The organism is Paenibacillus tarimensis, from assembly GCF_021532315.1.
Taxonomy (GTDB): Bacteria; Bacillota; Bacilli; order Paenibacillales; family Paenibacillaceae; genus Paenibacillus_I; species Paenibacillus_I tarimensis.
In genome coordinates this window covers 308,085-327,361 of record NZ_JAKGAO010000011.1, presented here as the reverse complement: position 1 = coordinate 327,361, position 19,277 = coordinate 308,085, and the positions used below count along the sequence as shown (strand labels likewise).

Genomic DNA, 19,277 nt, shown 5'->3' with positions numbered 1-19,277 from the left:
TCTTCTTTATCCAGTCATTGGAATTGCAATTTACCCTAGCGGGCAAACCGCTTTTGGCTATAATGATTATAAGTCAGGCCCTGAACCGTCAAAATGGAAGATAGAAAACAGTTAGGGGTAAAAAGGTGAACTGTTCGCCATGAGGGGGGAGCAATGGGAGCGGTAGGAAAGTGGATCAGAAGCAGGGTGCAGTCAGCCGGTGAACGCTTGTCAAGAAGGCTTGTCAACAAGCTTATCCTGCTGTTCACCTCAATTATCTCGCTGGTTGTAGTCTCGCTGACCGTGATCTCGTACCAGATGCTGCAGCGGGAATCCGTGGAACACAGCATCGCCGGTACGACGAATACGCTGAAGCTGGTGAACCAGAACCTCGAGGATTTCATTGGCGGTGTGGAGCAGCTGTCGCTGCCGCAGATCCGCTATGATCAGATTGTCAGCTCGATCGAGAATGAACAGCATGACTATGCGGCAAGGCTTTACTTAGAGAGCTACTTGAGAGAGCTTTATTATTCGCGTACGGACATGGAGGTCATCTGCTTCTACCTAGTGGAGCAGCAGAAGTATTACTATATTACGAGGGAGAATTATAACCTTCGGGTCCTTACGGCAGAGGGCGACGAGGTTACGCATCAGAGCTGGTTCCGCGACATGATCAGCCAGGGTGGCAGCCGTGAGTTCCAGTCCTTCGCCCAGGGACAAAATGAAATCGGTTACGAAATCAATATCAAGAACAGCTTCATGGCTTATCATAGGGTGCTGAGGTCGATTCCAACCCGGGAGCCGCAGGCTCTCATTTCCTTCTACTTGAATTCATCGGTGCTGGACGGCATGCTGGCGGATGTGCCGCTCGGCAAGGGAGAGCAGCTGCTGTTCCTGGACAAGGATAACCGTTTGTTCTATGCAGCAGACATGGACTATTACAACCGGATTAAGCAGGCCGGCTTGTTAGACGGCATTACAGGGGATTCAGCCGGGAGGCTGACCTGGAGGGACGGGGAGGAACGGTACCTCGTCATGTATGATGTCGGCAGCCAGAACGGCTGGAAGCTGGTGAAGCCGATCCCGCATAAGGAGCTCTACGCGGCTGCCACGGCGACACGCGACTGGAGCATCCTGATCGGACTGGGTTTTATCGTGCTTTCCATTATTCTGGTCACGTACACCTCGAATGCGATTACTCAACCGCTGAAGCGTCTGTCCCAGCAGATGAGCCGCTTCAGTACAGGCTCCTTCGATGCGGAGGCGGCCGTTACGGGCAGGGATGAGATTGCTTATCTGACAAGGCATTTTAATCAGATGGTGCGTAACACGAATGAGCTGATTAATGAACGGTACAAGATGAAGCTGAGCGAGAAGAATGCGATCTTGAAAGCGCTCGAAGCGGAGATCAATCCGCATTTTCTGTATAATGCTCTGCAGGCCATCTCCACCAAGGCGCTGAGGCATGAGCGCTTCGATATTGCCGATATGGTGGATGCATTGGCACAGACGCTCCGTTACTGCATCAGCGGCCGGGATGTCGTGCAGGCACGGGATGAGCTGAAGCATATCGAGCGGTACATGTCGCTCCAGAAGGCGAGATTCGGATCACGCCTCCAAGTGACAACAGATTGGGACGAGGCATTGATGGGGCTGGAGCTCCCCAAGCTGTCGGTACAGACGCTGGCGGAGAATGCAGTCAAGCATGCGCTGGAGAAGGTGTCAACAACGGTGAACATTGCCATCAAGGCCCGCTTATACAGCGGGAAGGCCATTATATCGGTCCGGGACAACGGGCCGGGGATTCCGCCTGCGCGGCTTGACGAGGTGCTGCGTTCGCTCGCGTCGGGGTGGGAAGAACGGGAGAGCGGAGAGAGCATTGGCCTGACGAACCTCAGCACCCGTCTAAAGCTGCTGTATGGCGAAGAAGCGGGGCTAGAGATCCGTACAAGCGCGGACGGAACAGAACTGTGCATGATCATTCCACAAGGGGGCGGCAGCCATGTATAACGTATTAATCATCGACGACGAAGAGCCGCTGCGCGAAGCGATACGAATATTGGGCGATTGGGAAGGACTTGGCGTGACAGAGGTGCTAGAAGCCGCGGACGGTCAGGCCGGACTCCAGATGCTAGAGGCGCACAAGATTGATCTTGTGATGGTGGATATGAAGATGCCGGAGATCAGCGGGACCGAATTCCTTCAGAGGGTTGAAGAAGCTTATCCCGAGCTGATGACGATCGTCATCAGCGGCTATAATGACTTTGAATATACCCGGCAGGCCATCCGCTCCAAGGTCGTCGATTATCTATTAAAGCCCGTTAACAGGCAAGACTTGAACCAGGCGCTGCGCAAGGCGGTGGATATCCTGGAGGCCAAGCGGCAGAGCGCGAGCGATTTTATTACGAAGAATATGACGCTTAACATGTCCATCCCGAAGCTGAAGGAGAAGATGTATCTGTCGATCATTGACCGCAGCTTCAAGAAGCAGACCAACGAAGCCTTCCTGCCGCTGATCGGGGCAGATGAGCCGGACAACCATTTCGGTGCTGTGGTGCTGCGGATACTGAATGCGGATCAAGTGAGGACAACGAGATTTAACGGGGACACAGAGCTGCTGCATTTTGCGGTGGCGAATGTCGTCAGCGAGCTCGCAGGAAGAGATTTCTCCTGTTTCAGCTTCCCGAATCCGAAGCAGGAGCGGGAGATGATTGCGGTCTATACCCGGCTCGGAGGCTTGAATGAGGATACGGCGTTTCGTGCCACGCTGCTGGTCAAGAAGCTTGCCGCAACGCTGAGTGATCTGTTTCAGATCCGCGTGGCAGCGGGGATCGGGAGCACATCCCCCGACATTCTGGGGCTCGCAGATTCCTACGAGGCGGCTAAGGGAAGATTGCAGAACCTGGATCTCTTGAAGCAGGAGACAGCACTGGTGGCCGGTCCTTATGAGCCGGGCCCGGCCGTCCGGGAGGCCCAGCCTTTAGCCAGCCGTATCTCACTCATCCGTAATGCACTGGAAGGCGGGAATCAGAATCAGGCCTCCGGTATACTCGGTGAACTCCTGCGGAAGCTGGAAGGGAGCGGGCGCTTCACCTTCAGTGACGCGGACCGCGTTATGAATGAGTTCATCCTGCTGATGAATGATGCGGCGATGGAGCTGGGGGTAGCGCCCGGGCTGCTCCCGAATAATAACGGGACGGGCAGGGAGTTCCCTGGACAGGACTTTGAAAATTTCGAGGGCTTCGCTGCCCTTCTGCACCGGATGCTCGACCATTATTCAGCACTAATCCGCAAGTCTGCGTCTGTGAACAAGCCGTTTGATATAACGGATATCAAGGCTTATATCGACGATTATTATTACGAGGATATCAAGATATCAGTATTTACCGAGAAGTATTTCCTCAGCAGAGAGTATCTGATGAAGCTGTTCAAGCAGGAATATGGCTTTGGTATACATGAATATGTGCAGAAGGTCAGGATGGATAAGGCGACAGAGCTGCTCGGCAATCCCGAGCTGAAGATCCAGGAAATATCCGAGATGCTGGGATACAAGGACAAGAACTATTTTAGCAAAGCTTTCCGGAATTACTTTGGCCGCTCACCATCCGAATACCGTACTGCCGTACAACTGAAATAATGTGAACAGTCAGATGACTTCACTTTTTTACCCTTAATATCTTACTTATCTACATTTTGCAGCCGCCTTCTTTTCTTTAATATAGACTTCAAGGACGAACACAACTTATAGGAAAATGGGGGCGTAAAGATGGTCAAACGCTTGGTGTCATTATCGGTTAGTCTGATGCTCGTGGTAGGAATTCTTGCAGCCTGCGGCGGCAATAACGGCGGCGGCAATACAAGTTCAGAGAATGGCGGCGCTGCTGGCGGCAATGCGGGGGAGAAGCCGGTCACAATCAACATGTTTACCGCTTCGCCGGAATATACGGATGCGTTCAACGCGTATATCGCCGAATACAAGAAGGTTAAGCCGAACGTTACAATTAACCTGGAAATTATGCAGGCCGACTATAACACAGTGTTAAAGTCCAGAATCGCAGCTGGCAGCACGCCGGATGTATTCCAGACGACAGCTGGCGGAGATATTGACACATTCGCGGAATACAGTGCGGACCTGACGGATGAGCCGCTCGCGGCAGCCATGACCGATGCCGTTCGCGCTAATATGTCATCGACTGAAGGCAGGGTGCTTGGGCTGCCGGTCAAGGGCAATCTCTTCGCGCTGATTTACAACCAGAAGCTACTGGATGAAGCGGGCATTGCCGAAGCGCCGAAGACAATGGCCGAGCTGGAGGATGCGATTGCGAAGCTGGAGGCCAAAGGCATCACTCCTTTTGCCAACGCTTACAAGGAGTGGTGGGTTTGGAAGCATATCTTCCAGCACTATGTTGACGCAGCAGCAGCAGAGGCGGGAGTAAGCCCGCAGCAGCTGGTGAATGATTTTATCGCGGGCAAGGCGAAGATCGCAGATCATCCCATTCTTGCGGAGAATTTCTTCAACTTCATCGACCTGACCGTTCAGCATGGCACTCCGAAGCCGCTTGAGCGTGACAGTAATGCGCAGGTAAGTGACTTCGCACTCGGCAAGGCTGCCTTCATGACAGGCAAGGGGGCATGGGACGAAGAAGCGATCAAGAAGATTACGCCGGACTTCCAGCTCGGCATCATGGGCTACCCGGTGGATGACAATCCGGAGCATACGCAGATTATTACCGGTGCCGACCAGGCGCTGCGGATTAACAAGGATTCAGAGACGGTGGATGAGACGATTGCCTTCTTCAACTGGCTGTATACGTCCGACTACGGCAAGAATTGGTTCTCCGGTGTCGCCAAGGTCATTCCGCCGATCAAGGATGCGCCGCTACCTGATCTGGATATGCCGAAGCAGATGGGAGAGATTCTGAAGACGAGTGAATCGGGCGATCTGTCTATCAACTACTCTCTCGATATGTTCCACCAGCGATTTGGAGAAATCATGCAGGCTTATATCGGAGGTAACAAGCCGAGAGAGCAGGCAATTGGCGAGATCGAGAAAGCTTGGGTACAATTGGGCTCGGCCCAGTAAATACGTATAATGAGGACAGAAGGCGTAGGCTCGGCATCTAAGGATGGTGCGGGCCTATGTCTATTTTTGGACCACCAATAACGAAACCGGAGAGGGTGCCTTTCATGGAACAGCTGATCGTAATCGAGGAGAATGGTCTGCATCTTGTAATTGAAGTGACAGACAAGCTGGATGTGCTGCTGCTGCATTACGGGGTAGAGCCATTGGATCCCGGAGCTGTTACGGACAAGCAAAAGCCGGGCTATAGGCTGCTGGAGCTGCAGCTTAGCGGGGAAGACCGGGCGGAATATCACGGTCGGACACACCGGGCCACTTATCCCGGTTTGCGGATGCAGTACGATTCCCATCTTGATACACGCAGCCCGGCCGGACGCAAGCTGGAGGTCGTACTGAGAGACCCGGACAGCGGGCTGCGCGCTGTGCAGCACTACCAGTTCTTCGACGAATTAAAGATCGCGACCAGCTGGACGGAGCTTGTTCATGAAGGCGAGAGCCCGGTTGGCGTGGAGTATGTATCCACCTTTGTTCTGACGGGTCTGGACAAGGAGGGCAGCCTTGACCGTGATGACAAAATGAAGCTGACGCTCGCCCACAATGGCTGGCAGAGCGAGCTGCAGTGGCGGACGTACACCCTGCCGGAGCTCGGGTTCTCCCATATGACTGACAGGAGCTCGAAGCGGATCTCCTGCAGCAACACGGGCTCCTGGTCAGCCGCCGAGCATATACCGATGGCTGTGCTGGAGAACACGGAAGCGGGAACGGCCCTGTTCTGGCAGATCGAGCATAATGGTTCCTGGCACTGGGAGATTATCGACCAGGTTGACCGGCTCACTCTGCAGGTTAGCGGTCCCACCGAGCATGATAACCACTGGTGGATTGAGCTGCAGCCGGGCCAGTCCTTCGTTTCTGTGCCTGCTGCTGTAGGCGTGGTCAGCGGAGGGCTAGAAGAAGCCATTGGGGAGCTGACGCGTTACCGGCGTCTGATCCGCCGCCCGAATGAGGATAACCGGCTGCTGCGTATTATTTTCAACGATTATATGAACTGTCTGTGGGGCAACCCGACGACGGAGAAGCTGATTCCGCTGATTGATGCGGCCGCAGACGTAGGCTGTGAATACTTCTGTATTGATGCGGGCTGGTATGCGCCGGGCGAATGGTGGGATGGAGTTGGCGAGTGGCTGCCCTCCGAAGAACGCTTTCCCGAAGGCATCAAGTATGTACTGGATTATATCCGCAGCAAGGGGATGATTCCAGGGCTGTGGCTGGAGCTTGAGGTTATGGGCATTAACTGTCCGAAGCTTGCGGATACGGATGACAGCTGGTTCTTCATGCGGCATGGGCGGCGGGTGATGGACCGCAGCCGCTACCAGCTGGATTTTCGTAACCCGAAGGTTACTGCTCATGCGGATGAAGTAATCCGCAGGCTGGTAGAGGATTATGGGGTCGGTTATATCAAGATGGACTACAATATCAACGCAGGGGTGGGCACGGAAGCGGCCTCGGACAGCACAGGAGACGGTCTGCTGCAGCATAATCGTGCATACCTGGGCTGGCTGGACAGCGTTTTTGCCCGGTATCCGGAGCTTGTCATCGAGAACTGCTCCAGCGGCGGCATGCGAATGGACTATGCCATGCTGAGCAGGCACAGCATCCAATCGACCAGTGACCAGGAGAACTATGTCCGGTATGCCTCAATAGCTGCAGGCTCCCCTGGCGCATTAACACCTGAGCAGTCTGCTATATGGTCTTATCCGCTGCGTGAGGGCGATGATGAGGAGGTTATCTTCAATATGGTTAATGCTCTGCTCCTGCGCATTCACCAGAGCGGTCATCTGGCGGAGCTCAGCCCCCGCCGCCGTGCGCTTGTTAAGGAAGCGCTGGACTATTACAAGACGATTCGCGGAGATATCCGCGAAGCACTGCCATTCTGGCCGCTCGGCATGCCGAAGCCGCAGGATGACTGGATCAGTCTTGGTCTACGCAGGGCTGACCGGATGTACATCGCCGTGTGGCGTACAGGCGGAAGTGCATCCGAAGTAAGCCTGCCGCTCCCGCAGCTGAGTGGCCGAGAGCTGAATGTACGCTGTGCATACCCGGAAGGCGGGATCTGCGGGCTGCAGTGGGATGCTGCTGAGGGTATTCTCAAAATTGAACTTCCCGGTGCCCCGGCGGCAAGACTAATTGAAGCGCGCCTGTAAGGCGGAAGGTAATGATGCCTTCTTAACTGATCAAGGCGAAGGTTTGCCTTCCGGGTGGAAGTCTGCGCAGCTTTCCGTCTTCCTTGATGGCGCTTAACTTATTTAGTACACTAATGGGGAATGTGATTAGAGGAGGACGCCCGTGGAAAGCCTGCAAGTGCTAAAAGTATTAAATAACAATGTAGTCATCGCGTCTCATGGGCACTACGGGGAAGTCGTCGTCATCGGCAGAGGCGTGGGTTTTGGCAAGAAGGCGAAAGACCTGATTCAGGCTGACGCAGGCGAGAAGATGTTCATCCTACGCAATCAGAAGGAGAAGGAGCTGTACAAGCGTCTGCTGGAGCAGGTGGACGAGAAGCTCATCGGCGTGATGAATGACGTCATCTATTATATTGCTCAGCATGCCGGTGCGCCGCTTAATGAGCATATTCATATTGCTCTGACAGATCACATTGCCTTCGCGGTCATGCGTTATCGTCAAGGGATTACCGTGCACAATCCATTCAATTACGAAACCCGGGAATTTTACCCGAGAGAATATAAGCTGGCTGAGTATGCTGTTGCGGAAATTAACAGCAAGCTTGGCATTGAGCTTCCCGATGATGAGATCGGTTTCGTAGCTCTGCATATTCACAGTGCGATTGCCGACCGGCCAATAGGTGAAGTTAAGGAGAATTCTCAGTTAATTTCAGATCTTGTCGAGCTCATTGAGCGCAGCATAGGCATAAAGGTGCAGCGGGACAGCTTGAACTACTCGCGGCTGCTCCGCCATCTGATGATTGCGCTTGAACGGGTTAGGCGCGGAGAGCAGGTGGACGAGCCTGATAAGATAACGGAGCTGATTAAGACAGAGTATCCGGAGATGTACTCGCTTGCCTGGACACTGATCAAGGTAATCCAGCAGCGGCTGCATAAGCCGGTCTATGATGCAGAAGCTGTTTTTCTGACGCTGCATCTGCAGCGTATTGTGCAAAATAGTGCCGAATATAGACAGTGATTATGTAAAATGTGAACGTTTTATGACGAAGGTTGTCTATAAAAGTTTAACGATGCTATAATCACTATTGCACTTATCCTTTGCAGTCACTACAATTTCATAAAATCGTGTAACTGATTCGATCAGGCATGAGAAGTCCAAGGATTCTTAGGAACAACAAACAGGTAAAAAGCCCTTAATCGGGGTATTATACCTACGAACATGTTGTTTCGTTATGAATCCCTTGTACTCTCATGCCTTTTTGTGTTGTTGTCGTGAATGCCGAGGGAAATTACGATATTAGGGGGAAGAAATCCAATGTTCAAGAAGTTTTTTGGAGTTCTCCAAAAGGTTGGACGGGCAGTCATGCTGCCGGTGGCAATCCTTCCTGCCGCAGGTATCCTGCTGGCACTCGGTAACGTCTTGAGCAATCCGGATCTCCTGGCTATGGCACCAGCACTGGAAGCCAACTGGGTTCAGATGATTGCACACGTTATGGAAGAAGCGGGGGATATTGTCTTCGCCAACCTGTCCTTGCTCTTTGCCGTCGGTGTAGCCGTCGGTTTGGCAGGGGGAGAAGGTGTTGCTGCGCTTGCGGCGATAGTCGGTTATTTGATCTTGAACGTCACGATGGGCGTTCTTATGGAAGTTACACCGGATATGGTGGCCAACGATGCCGGTTACGCGAATATTCTGGGCATTAGTACGATGCAGACCGGGGTTTTCGGCGGTATTATCATTGGTATACTGGCTGCTGCTATGTATAACCGGTTCTTCAAGATCGAGCTGCCGTCTTATCTCGGCTTCTTCGCAGGTAAGCGGTTCGTTCCAATCGTTACGGCGGGTTCAGCGCTGCTTCTCGGTATTGTCATGATCTTCGTGTGGCCGCCGATTCAAAACGGTCTGAACTATTTCTCGGAAAGTTTGGTCAGCACCAATCTGACGCTGTCCGCGTTTATTTTCGGTGTTATCGAACGAAGCTTAATACCGTTTGGTCTGCACCATATCTTCTATTCCCCGTTCTGGTTCGAATTCGGTGAATATGTCAACAGCGCGGGTGAGATCGTGCGCGGTGACCAGAAGATATTCTTCGCTCAGCTGAAGGATGGCGTTGAGCTTACTGCCGGTACCTTCATGGTTGGTAAGTTTGCCTTCATGATGTTCGGTCTGCCTGCGGCAGCGCTGGCTATGTACCATGAAGCAAGACCGGAGCGCAAGAAGATTGTGGCCGGTATCATGGGCTCGGCCGCTCTGACTTCTTTCCTGACAGGTATTACAGAACCGCTCGAATTTACGTTCCTGTTCGTAGCGCCTGTCCTGTTTGGTATTCACGCGATCTTCGCGGGTCTCTCCTTCATGATCATGGAAATTCTGAACGTGAAGATCGGGATGACATTTTCGGGCGGTGTCATTGACTTCCTGCTCTATGGTGTCATTCAGAATCGTACCGCCTGGTGGCTGGTTATTCCGGTCGGTCTGGCCTTTGCTGTCATCTACTACTTCGGCTTCCGGTTTGCAATTCGCAAGTTCAACCTCAAGACGCCGGGCCGGGAAGACGCGGTTGAATCGGAAGGCGGCGAAGCCAAGGGTGAAGCAGGAGAGCTGCCTCGCAACGTTCTTGCCGCACTGGGCGGAGCGGCTAACATCGCAAGCCTGGATGCTTGTATAACACGTCTGCGGGTACAAGTGAAGACACCTGCGGAAGTGGATAAGGAGCGTCTGAAGCAGCTTGGTGCTGCCGGGGTTCTCGAGGTCGGCAACAACATCCAGGCCATCTTCGGCACACGCTCCGATACGCTGAAGACACAGATTCAGGATGTCATCGCGGGTAAAACACCAGAGCCGGTAACGCCGGCGGAAGCAGCAGCGGAACCAGCCGGGGAAGCCTGTGACCTGATGATGGATGAAGAGATTGTTGCGCCGGTCAATGGCGAGATTAAGGATATATCCGAAGTGCCGGACGAAGTATTCTCGAACCGGATGACAGGCGATGGCTTTGCAGTGCTTCCGCAGGACGGAAATGTTGTGTCGCCGGTTAACGGAACGGTGTATAACGTATTCCCGAGAAAGCATGCCATTGGCATCCGTTCGAAGGCAGGCAAGGAAGTGCTGGTACATTTCGGGATCAATACGGTTAAATTAAAGGGACAGGGCTTTAACATCCTGGTGAAAGAGGGAGACGAAGTGAAGGCTGGCCAGCCGATCATGGAGGCCGACCTGGAATTCATCAAAGCGAATGCGCCGTCCATTATGACACCGATTATTTTCACGAACCTGCCTGAAGGCGCATCGGTTGTCCTGAACAAGACAGGCCCGGTTACAGCGGGCACGAAGAACATCATCACGATTCGCAAACCATAATAAAAACTTAAGTTAAGGAGCTGATTACCCATGCAACAGAAGAAATTCAGAGTAACAGACGAAGACGGTATCCACGCACGTCCTGCTACTGCCCTGGTGAATACAGCCAATAAATTCAAGTCTGAAGTATTTGCAGAAGCACTGGGCAAGAAGGTAACGATGAAATCGATTCTGGGCGTTCTTTCCTTCGGACTGGAGCCAGGTGACGAAATTACGTTCATCGCGGAAGGCGAAGACGAAGCACAGGTTATCCCAGCGCTTGAAGAGGTGTTCGTTAAAGAAGGGCTTGGGGAAGTGTATGAGTAACGTTCAAGGGATCGCAGCAGCGGCCGGCATTGCGGTTGCTAAAGCCTTCCGCATGGAAGAGGTTCACCTCACTGTCGAGAAGCGGACGGTCGAGCAGCCGGAAGCGGAGCTCGCCAAACTGGACCAGGCCCTGGAGCAATCCATGGCCGAGGTCCAGCTCCTGAAGGAGCGCACGCTGCAGCAGATGGGCGAGAAGAAAGCGGAGATTTTCGAATCGCATCTGCTCATCCTGCAGGACCCTGAACTAATTGGACCTGTCCGTGACAAAATCAGCAGCGAGAAAGTGAACGCGGATTATGCGCTTAAGGAAGTAGCCGATATGTTCATCTCGATGTTCGAGAACAACAAAAGCGCGTACCTGCGTGAGCGTGCTGCCGATATGCGGGATGTAACGAAGCGCGTGCTGGCACATATTCAGGGTGTGAAGATTACCGATCTGAGCGCCATCCAGGAAGAGGTTGTGCTGGTTGCGGTTGACCTCACTCCATCGGAGACAGCGCAGCTGGACCGCAACTATGTGAAGGGCTTTGCCACGAATATTGGAGGGCGGACCTCGCATTCAGCGATCATGGCCCGTTCGCTCGAAATACCGGCAGTTGTCGGCACGAAGAATATTCTGGATGAAGTTAAGGACGGCGACCTGCTGATTCTTGACGGGCTTGATGGCGTAGTGCTCATCAACCCGGATGAGGAGACGGTTGCTTCATACCGCGAGAAGCAGCGGCGCTATGAAGAGCAGAAGATTGAATGGGCTAAGCTGAAGGATAAGCCGACGGTGTCGGCTGATGGACATCATGTAGAGCTGGCTGCCAATATCGGGACGCCTAACGATGTGACGGGTGTGCTGGATAACGGCGGTGAAGCGGTTGGCCTGTACCGGACGGAGTTTCTGTATATGGGCCGTGACAAGCTTCCGAGCGAGAAGGATCAGTTCAATGCCTACCGGACTGTGCTGGAGAAAATGGAAGGTAAGCCGGTTGTCGTTCGTACGCTCGATATCGGCGGGGACAAGGAGCTTTCCTATCTGCAGCTGCCGAAGGAGATGAACCCGTTCCTCGGTTACCGTGCTGTACGTCTGTGCCTGGACCAGCAGGATATCTTCCGCACCCAGCTGAGAGCGCTGCTCCGCGCGAGTGTATACGGCAACCTGCGGATTATGTTCCCGATGATTGCCACGCTGGATGAATTCCGTCAGGCGAAAGCGATTTTGCTGGAGGAGAAGGAGAAGCTGAAGCAGGAAGACATTCCGGTATCGGATGAAATCCAGCTCGGCATTATGGTAGAAATCCCTTCTACAGCGGTACTGGCGGACCAATTCGCGAAGGAAGTGGACTTCTTCAGTATCGGAACCAATGACCTGATCCAGTACACGATGGCGGCCGACCGCATGAATGAGCGCGTCTCTTATCTGTACCAGCCCTATAATCCGGCAATTATCCGGCTCATTAAGCTCGTGATCGACGCAGCCCATAAGGAAGGCCGCTGGGTCGGCATGTGCGGCGAGATGGCGGGCGATTCAACAGCGATTCCGATTCTGCTGGGTCTGGGCCTGGATGAATTCAGTATGAGCGCCACGTCGATTCTGCCGGCACGTACGCAGATTTCCAAGCTGTCGCATGCCGAGATGCAGAAGCTGGCCGAGCAGGCGCTACAGAAGAGCACAGCCGAGGAAGTCGTCCAGCTGGTGGAGCAGTTTGCAGGTACGAAGCAGTAATAAGCGTTAGTCTGAAGCAGTTTGCGCATACATTTATATAGATGGCTAGAACGTACAAGGACCGCCCTCAGCAGGGCGGTCCTTTGCGTGTTGCTGTATGCTGGCAGACGAGCTTTATTACTTTTCATTTCGTTTACAGCTCTGCACTGGGCTTTAAGGCAGCTGTAAGCCGGATAAATTGATTCAGCGCATGCTCTACCCGGACACGTGTCGGCTCATCCAATGGGGCTCCGTCCTCGTCAAAAAATCGTTGGCTGCTGCCGATCGAGATCCACTCCGGGCTGTTGATGCCGTGCAGATTGCGCACAATGGCCTGCAGCTGCGTAAGGGAGCTGACGCCAACAGCTCCGCCTGCTGAGCTTACGGACAGGACGGGCTTGCCGCTGACGATACTGCCGCTCACATAATCAAGTGCGTTCTTCAGCACGCCCGATATGGAGCCGTGGTATTCCGGTGTTGCGAGAACAAGTCCATCGGCCTGGCTGACGGCTTCAAGCAGCTGCTTCACATGAGGATGGCTGCTCGTTTCATCTGCCGAATAGAAGGGCAGCGGAGTCTCATACAAATCGATTAATAAGCCTTCAATGCCCTCGGCCCGCAACCGTGTGCGCATGTAGTGCAGTAATTTCGTACTTGTGGCATCCTTCCGGTTGCTGCCTGCGAGAAGGGTTATCTTCATCGGTCATCCGTCCTTTACGGTAAGGTTGTGGTATTTCAATTTAAATCTCAACAAGGCCGTATTTGACTGCGTACAATGCGGCTTGAGTTCGGTCGGCAAGACCAAGCTTGCTGAGCAGGTTGCTTACATGGGTTTTAACGGTCTTCTCTGCAATCCCGCAGGTGGCGGCGATTTCCTTATTGCTGTTGCCTTGTGCAATGTATTGGAGAATTTCCTTCTCCCGGACGGTCAGCACTTCGACAAGCGCATGACCAGACGATATTGGCGCTTGCCGGGTATCGGCAGCCACATGCTGCATCAGTTGAGCCGCTGCTGCAGGATGCAGCTGCGGCAGACCGGCGTAGGCTCCGCGGATGGCATCCGCAATTTCGGCAGGATCAGCATCCTTCAGGATGTACCCGTTCGCGCCGGCCTTAATTGCAGAGAGAACGTGATCCTGATCCGAAGATGAGGTAAGCACGATAATCATCATATCGGGATGCTGTAACCGGATATCCCTCGTCGCTTCAACGCCGTTCATGACTGGCATGAATAAGTCCATCAGCACGACATCAGGCTGTAGTCTGCCGGCCAGCTCCACGGCTTCTTGGCCGTTCGCGGCTTCACCTACCATCTGCAGATCCTTCTGCATCCCCAGATAGAAGAGCAACCCTTGACGGACAATCGCATGATCATCTGCAAGGAGCACACGTATGGTTGTCATTACAGGTTTCCTCCCTGTCGAATCTGCTCCGTGAGCGGCAGTCGGACCAGCACGCTTGTGCCTTCGCGGGGTGAGCTTATCCATGTGACTGTTCCTCCGGCAGCTTCTGCACGTTCTCGCATGATGGATAAGCCGAAGCCGGGACTGCCCGCTCCGGATTCAATTCCGGCCCCATCATCGGAGACGGTCATGACAACGCTGGCGGAATCAATAACGAGCGAAATAGAGGCGCGGTCAACACCGGCGTGCTTGCTGACGTTATTCAACGCTTCCTGCCCAATACGCCATAAGGTGACTTCGGTGCTTTCTGGCATATGTGCCAGCTGTGAGGAGGCACTGCATGAGATCTGCAGCCCAATCGACGTCCCATATCGCGATAGACCGGTCAGCAGACCTTCTTCAAGGCCGGGCGGCCGAAGCTGCCGGATCATGGCCCTCATCTCTGCCAGCGCTTCACGGGAGAGCCGGCCGACCTCGCGAACAGCTTGCCGGGTGCCTTCCGGGCTTTCCTGGAGCACATTCTCCAGACCCCGGGCATGCAGCTGAAGCGAGAACAGCATCTGGGATACCGAGTCATGAAGATCCCGGGCAATACGGTTTCGCTCCTCCCATCGGGCGAGCGCCCGGCCTTGTTCCTGCAGTCTGGCGCTGTCATAGGTCTGGGCCGCATGTGCGGATAACGCCGCCAACACTTCCGTGTCGGCTGCATCGAACGGCTCATCGCTTGCATGTCCTGCGGCCAGGGCGCCGATTGGTTTTCCCTGCAGGAGCAGAGGGACGACAGCCGCGCTGCGGACGGGCTTGGAGGAAGGCAGCAGCTGGGGCTCCACGGGCTCCTGCAGGTTAAGAGGCTCCTGTTGATTCAGAACCATCTCCAGCAGTTCGCAGGAATGCTTGGGACTGCCAGTTGCGGGTATGGTCACCTCTCCCTCTTCATAAGAGGCATGCAGGAAGAGTCCCTGGTTCTCACGCATCCACAGCGCTGCATTCGACCAACCGAAGGTCGTGCCTGCAATACGGACGATTTCTGCCGCTATCCGCTCGGGCTCCGTTATGGCGCGCAGTTCCCGGGTTGCTGTTCCAAGCTTCTCGAACAGAGCCGCTCGCTTCCGTTCCTGGCCGAAGAGCTGAATACGGTGAGCCGCCGTACCAACCTGATACGACACGGATTGCAGCAGCGCCAGCTCTTCCTCGCTGAACACTGTCTTGCCTGGGGAAGCGACATTTAGTATCCCGAACAGCTTATCGCCGGAACGAAGCGGGATCGTGGCATGATGCGTCAGATTCCCGGTATCGCCGCGTTTGAGGAGTATGGCATCTTCGATTCTTTTACAATTGAGAATATTTACCGCCCGCTTGAGTCGTCCGTCCTTAAACCGGTCTATACACCAGCAGTCGCCTTCTCTAAGAGGTTCTTTGTCGTTAACGGTGAGAGCTGGCGGCAGACATGCATCCGCAGCACAGCTGAAGGACATCGCTGTTTGGTTGCGGAGCAGGAACACCCATCCCGTTTGAAGGCCGGTTAATTCGAGCAGCTTTGCCAGCACAAGGTCCAGCATCTGCGTCATATCGTACGTGCCATTGATCGTCTCGGCGATCTCGCGCAAGAGCTCCGCCTCATGAAGCTTGACGTCTTCCTGCATCTAATCCACCTCTTCCTGCTGTTGCTCATTAGACTTAGCATACTCTATTGCGGAAGTGCCTGAGAAGCCTCAATTATCGTGGAATCGCAAGCGGCGGAGTATTTAGTCGTCTATACCGCTGTGTGGGATGATCTAGTCCACGCTGATTTCCTTATTCCGTTCCCCGAAGAGGCAGCGTACACAGAAGGATTGTTTGCCAAACCACCTCCAGGCGAGTCTTGTAACGGAATCCAGCTGCTGCTTTTGCTGTCTCATGCGCATCTCAGCCGCGTATACGTTCAACATGAGTGATCTCCCTCTCTTCATTACGTTTGCCATCAGTATAAGTCATCGCGATAGCTGCTGGCGTCGGGAGATGGACGCAGCCAGGTCTACATCTTTGGTCTTAGGCCCCAGTGGATGAACCGAATTTATCCACCTAGCGGCCGGCTGGAAACCTGCAGACCAGTCAGCAGCTGTCTAAGCAGCTGAAGATAAACAAAGAGGCTGACTCAAAAGGGTCATAAAATTTGACTTTTGAGCCTCCTAATCACGTTTAACAACAGAAATGGCGTCACAGGGTCCTTATCCCCGAGGCGCCATTCTCTGTTTTCGGTCAATTGCGGCTTTCTTGAGCAAATTATGGGCAAGCGAAAGCTACCCGATCTCTGAACTTACTTTTTGTAAGTTCTGAAGCAGGAAGCGTCGGAAACTCCGGTTATTTTTGATTTGGCCGAACACACTCTCCGGCATGCATGCGCCGAACGGAAAGCGCATAGCCTTCTTCACTCTTCAATCGCTCTCTTGTTTGCATTAGCCTTGGATGGTGTTGAATGGAAGATCAGAAAACATCGGTTACTGGCTGCTGCTAAACATAAGGATGAGAATGCGATAATTGCAACACATACAATTGTATCAACCGGATATAGAGAAACTATTGAGGTGTATCTAATTGCCGCCTGAAGATATCGCTTCCGAAATTATCGCCGAGTTTTTAATTCGTTAGGAAACTTTCTAAAAGCCAACGACCATCTTCTGAACGAACAAAATCAAAGTATAATGCACTGTTTCCTTCTGAACCTTTTGTAGTGCGTATTTCAGCCATAAATAACCGAGCATGAGTTTCATCGGTTAAATCAAATCCTCTAAACTCTAAGTTTTCCAATTTAATGCTATTAAGGAATGCAACTTCGGCGAAGTCGTCATTCACGTCTTTTATGGACTTTATGGAAATAGCGTTTTTCTCTCGAGATACTTCAACATTGGGAGAAGAGATTGATTCAATAAACTCATAGTCCTTAGAAGCCATGGCTGAAATAAGTTTGAATGTTAAATTTAGCGTCTCTCTTAGTGCCTCGTCGTTAGTCTTTTCCTGGCTATTTTCTAGTTGTTCTTTGAGACGAGTATTTACGTTCTGTAATTCCTCAATCTTTGTATCCTTAGAACTGCTACTACTTAAATTGGAAGATTCATTGGAATTTTGATCATTCGTACATCCGGCCAAGACAAATACTAAAAAAAACATTAGAAGACATTTTTTCATTATGTTCCTCCTTTTTCTAACTGTTAAAATATTATATAAAGGACAAAAAAGGATCAAGAGCTTGTAAGGATCTTAAACAATACATCCGCTCTATTATTTTTTTGTAGTGGATCATTTCCCCTTCACTATGAAGGAAATTTAGGGGTGCATTATACAACCCAAAATATAAAAAGATTTTTCGAGGAAGATATTAGTGGCACAACGGTTTGATCAGGATGTAGGAAGTCAAAGGCTGAAGATTCATAGACAGTACGGGGCTGATGCGCGGTAGGAGCGGCCATCTAAGAGCCGGTACGCACCGCTGCGGGGTTACTTGCCCAATAACTAGAGCGTCGAATGTTTCCGGAGAAGCGATAGCGGCCCTTAAGAATATTCGAAATGCGCAGTTGCTTTTGTTTAACCCGACTTAATAACAGGGGGTGCCCCACGTCATCTTGAATGACTTATGGGACACCCCCTAGTTTAGTCATAACCGTTTTGCTAAAATGCCTAAGGCTCGATGACAAGCTTTAACCCCTCAATCTCAGATGAGGCATCCTGCAGCACCTGCACCAGTGCCTGAGCGCGGTTGCCCAGCAGCTGTTCGCTCTTGTCATAGTGCGTCCAGCGGATTGTCAGCGGGGGAATCACGTAATCCATCAAGCTGTCATAGAGGGCATCAAGATTTCGGCCATAGTGGGCCGGAAAATGCAGACGGTCTCTGAATAGATTATGAAAGTCATCGGTCGTCCGCAGCTCTTGCCCGTTAAGCACCAATTCTTCTGTCACTGGCTGCTATTCACCTCACTTGCTTTAGTACCATCTTCTGAAGGTCTTATAATGGTCGGTGGTCGTGTAGTAGAGTCCGTCATTCGAGTATACGACACGGGAAGCGCCTCTGCATCCGGAAGTATAGTAGGCATCCGCTTCGTACCAGGTACGCCCCGACGCAGATGGCAGTTTACCCTCGCGGTTGTAGAAGACATCACCGCCGATACTGTAGCCCGGAGCGACTTCAGCCAAGTTGCACTGGCTGGATACCCAGCCTCTCTGCCTGGCTTGACTCTTCGTCAGAAAATTGGCTGGCAGACGGCCGTACGTCTTTAGATAGTTGATGATGCCGGCAAAATCGGTTGGGCCGCTGACAGCCGCTTCAGCAACGGGGGTTCCCTGATGAATGACGGACCCGGCACTTCCAAGAACCAACGACAGGACAATTGCGGCTGACAGGACCAGCCTGAACCATTTTTTCATTACATAGAGCCTCCTCGATATTTGGACTGTGATCGTAATCACAAGACCATTATACACATTATAGATTCCAGTAAATGTAAAGTTTATGTTTGTCTTATGTAAAAACGATGTAGATGTACAGAGCGGGACAAAGCCGTGAAAGTTGTGTATGCTGATATAACTATTGCGATGAAACGGGGGACTAAGGATGAAAATTGCAAAACCGGCGTTTGCCGGAAGTATGGAAGCTGTAACGCTAGGCGATTATTTATTTGGCGAGGAAGAGCGATTTAGCAGCGGCTTATGTGAGGATGAGACGATTCGTGACCAGGAGGCGGTTAGTGTATCTTTCTCCAGATTTATATTCCGCCGTACGGTATTGCATCAAGTGACCTGGCCGAAGGTTGAGCTGACCGATGTACGCTTCGAAGGCTGTGACCTGTCCAATGTGGATTTCAGCGGAGCGCTGCTGCACCGGGTCGAGTTTATCGATAGTAAAATGGTTGGCGCGATTTTTACCGATTCGACCTTTCGCAATACAAGATTTCAGGGCTGCAACTGCGGCTACGCTCAGTTCAGGTTCACCAACTGGAAGGAGGCTGTGCTGGAGGATACGATGCTGGCAAGCGCTGACTTCACGGAATCCAAGCTGACCAAGCTGCACCTTAACGGCTGCAAGCTGCAGCAGGCCGAATTTCTGCGAACCAATATGACGGGGATAGACCTGAGCACCTGTGAGATTGAAGGCATTTCCATTCCGCTGGAGAACTTGAAGGGCTGCATCATATCTCAGGAGCAGGCCGCTATTTTTGCCCAGTACTTGGGCCTTGTGATCCGAGAGTAAACCAGTCCCTAATTCGATATTCATCCCCTATGCACCCTAGCTTCTTTAAATCATTTC

The 19,277-nt window shown here is 52.5% G+C and carries 16 protein-coding genes and 1 pseudogene; 9 read left to right on the top strand and 8 right to left on the bottom strand.

Features of this window, described 5'->3' with window-relative positions:
- Positions 1–153 precede the first annotated feature (153 nt).
- From L1N82_RS12075 to ptsP, 8 genes are all read left to right on the top strand, one after another.
- Positions 154–1,989 carry a sensor histidine kinase gene (locus L1N82_RS12075; protein WP_235287640.1) on the top strand — a complete coding sequence of 612 codons (1,836 nt, stop codon included), beginning with the start codon at positions 154–156 and terminating at the stop codon, positions 1,987–1,989.
- Entirely contained in the window at positions 1,982–3,616 is a 1,635-nt protein-coding gene (locus tag L1N82_RS12070; protein WP_235287639.1) for a response regulator transcription factor, read from the top strand. Before L1N82_RS12075 ends, L1N82_RS12070 begins: the two co-directional genes overlap by 8 nt.
- A gap of 129 nt (positions 3,617–3,745) precedes the next feature.
- Complete coding sequence (locus tag L1N82_RS12065) at positions 3,746–5,062, top strand: ABC transporter substrate-binding protein (protein WP_235287638.1); 1,317 nt, start codon at positions 3,746–3,748, stop codon at positions 5,060–5,062.
- A 104-nt stretch (positions 5,063–5,166) separates the two neighbouring features.
- Positions 5,167–7,260, top strand: coding sequence for a glycoside hydrolase family 36 protein (locus tag L1N82_RS12060; RefSeq protein WP_235287637.1), 2,094 nt, complete (start codon positions 5,167–5,169; stop codon positions 7,258–7,260).
- A 142-nt stretch (positions 7,261–7,402) separates the two neighbouring features.
- Complete coding sequence (gene glcT / locus L1N82_RS12055) at positions 7,403–8,257, top strand: glucose PTS transporter transcription antiterminator GlcT (RefSeq protein WP_235287636.1); 855 nt, start codon at positions 7,403–7,405, stop codon at positions 8,255–8,257.
- Positions 8,258–8,554: 297 nt separating this feature from the next.
- Entirely contained in the window at positions 8,555–10,597 is a 2,043-nt protein-coding gene (gene ptsG / locus L1N82_RS12050; RefSeq protein WP_235287635.1) for a glucose-specific PTS transporter subunit IIBC, read from the top strand.
- Positions 10,598–10,627: 30 nt separating this feature from the next.
- On the top strand, positions 10,628–10,903 hold the full coding sequence (locus tag L1N82_RS12045) for an HPr family phosphocarrier protein (protein WP_111144965.1): 276 nt from the start codon (positions 10,628–10,630) through the stop codon (positions 10,901–10,903).
- Entirely contained in the window at positions 10,896–12,617 is a 1,722-nt protein-coding gene (ptsP, locus tag L1N82_RS12040; protein ID WP_235287634.1) for a phosphoenolpyruvate--protein phosphotransferase, read from the top strand. Before L1N82_RS12045 ends, ptsP begins: the two co-directional genes overlap by 8 nt.
- 133 nt (positions 12,618–12,750) lie before the next feature.
- Here the strand turns inward: ptsP and L1N82_RS12035 are convergent, their stop codons facing one another.
- The 8 genes and pseudogenes from L1N82_RS12035 to L1N82_RS12005 form a co-directional block, all read right to left on the bottom strand.
- Positions 12,751–13,296: an NADPH-dependent FMN reductase gene (locus tag L1N82_RS12035; protein WP_235287633.1), complete on the bottom strand. Its 546-nt coding sequence runs from the start codon at positions 13,294–13,296 to the stop codon at positions 12,751–12,753.
- A 40-nt stretch (positions 13,297–13,336) separates the two neighbouring features.
- Complete coding sequence (locus L1N82_RS12030; RefSeq protein WP_235287632.1) at positions 13,337–13,999, bottom strand: response regulator; 663 nt, start codon at positions 13,997–13,999, stop codon at positions 13,337–13,339.
- The gene (locus L1N82_RS12025; protein ID WP_235287631.1) at positions 13,999–15,642 is read right to left on the bottom strand and encodes a sensor histidine kinase; all 1,644 of its coding nucleotides are present in this window, start codon (positions 15,640–15,642) and stop codon (positions 13,999–14,001) included. Before L1N82_RS12025 ends, L1N82_RS12030 begins: the two co-directional genes overlap by 1 nt.
- A 132-nt stretch (positions 15,643–15,774) precedes the next feature.
- Positions 15,775–15,927, bottom strand: a complete 153-nt coding sequence (locus tag L1N82_RS12020) for a hypothetical protein (protein ID WP_235287630.1) — start codon at positions 15,925–15,927, stop codon at positions 15,775–15,777.
- 279 nt (positions 15,928–16,206) lie between these two features.
- Positions 16,207–16,432: pseudogene (locus L1N82_RS23660) on the bottom strand (transposase); the annotation flags it as partial.
- A gap of 183 nt (positions 16,433–16,615) precedes the next feature.
- Complete coding sequence (locus L1N82_RS12015; RefSeq protein ID WP_235287629.1) at positions 16,616–17,146, bottom strand: hypothetical protein; 531 nt, start codon at positions 17,144–17,146, stop codon at positions 16,616–16,618.
- A gap of 507 nt (positions 17,147–17,653) precedes the next feature.
- Positions 17,654–17,932, bottom strand: a complete 279-nt coding sequence (locus tag L1N82_RS12010) for a barstar family protein (protein ID WP_235287628.1) — start codon at positions 17,930–17,932, stop codon at positions 17,654–17,656.
- Between the two features lie 24 nt (positions 17,933–17,956).
- Positions 17,957–18,397, bottom strand: coding sequence for a ribonuclease domain-containing protein (locus L1N82_RS12005; protein WP_235287627.1), 441 nt, complete (start codon positions 18,395–18,397; stop codon positions 17,957–17,959).
- Between the two features lie 187 nt (positions 18,398–18,584).
- Between L1N82_RS12005 and L1N82_RS12000 the strand changes: the two genes are divergently transcribed.
- Positions 18,585–19,220 carry a pentapeptide repeat-containing protein gene (locus L1N82_RS12000; protein ID WP_235287626.1) on the top strand — a complete coding sequence of 212 codons (636 nt, stop codon included), beginning with the start codon at positions 18,585–18,587 and terminating at the stop codon, positions 19,218–19,220.
- Positions 19,221–19,277: the final 57 nt, after the last annotated feature.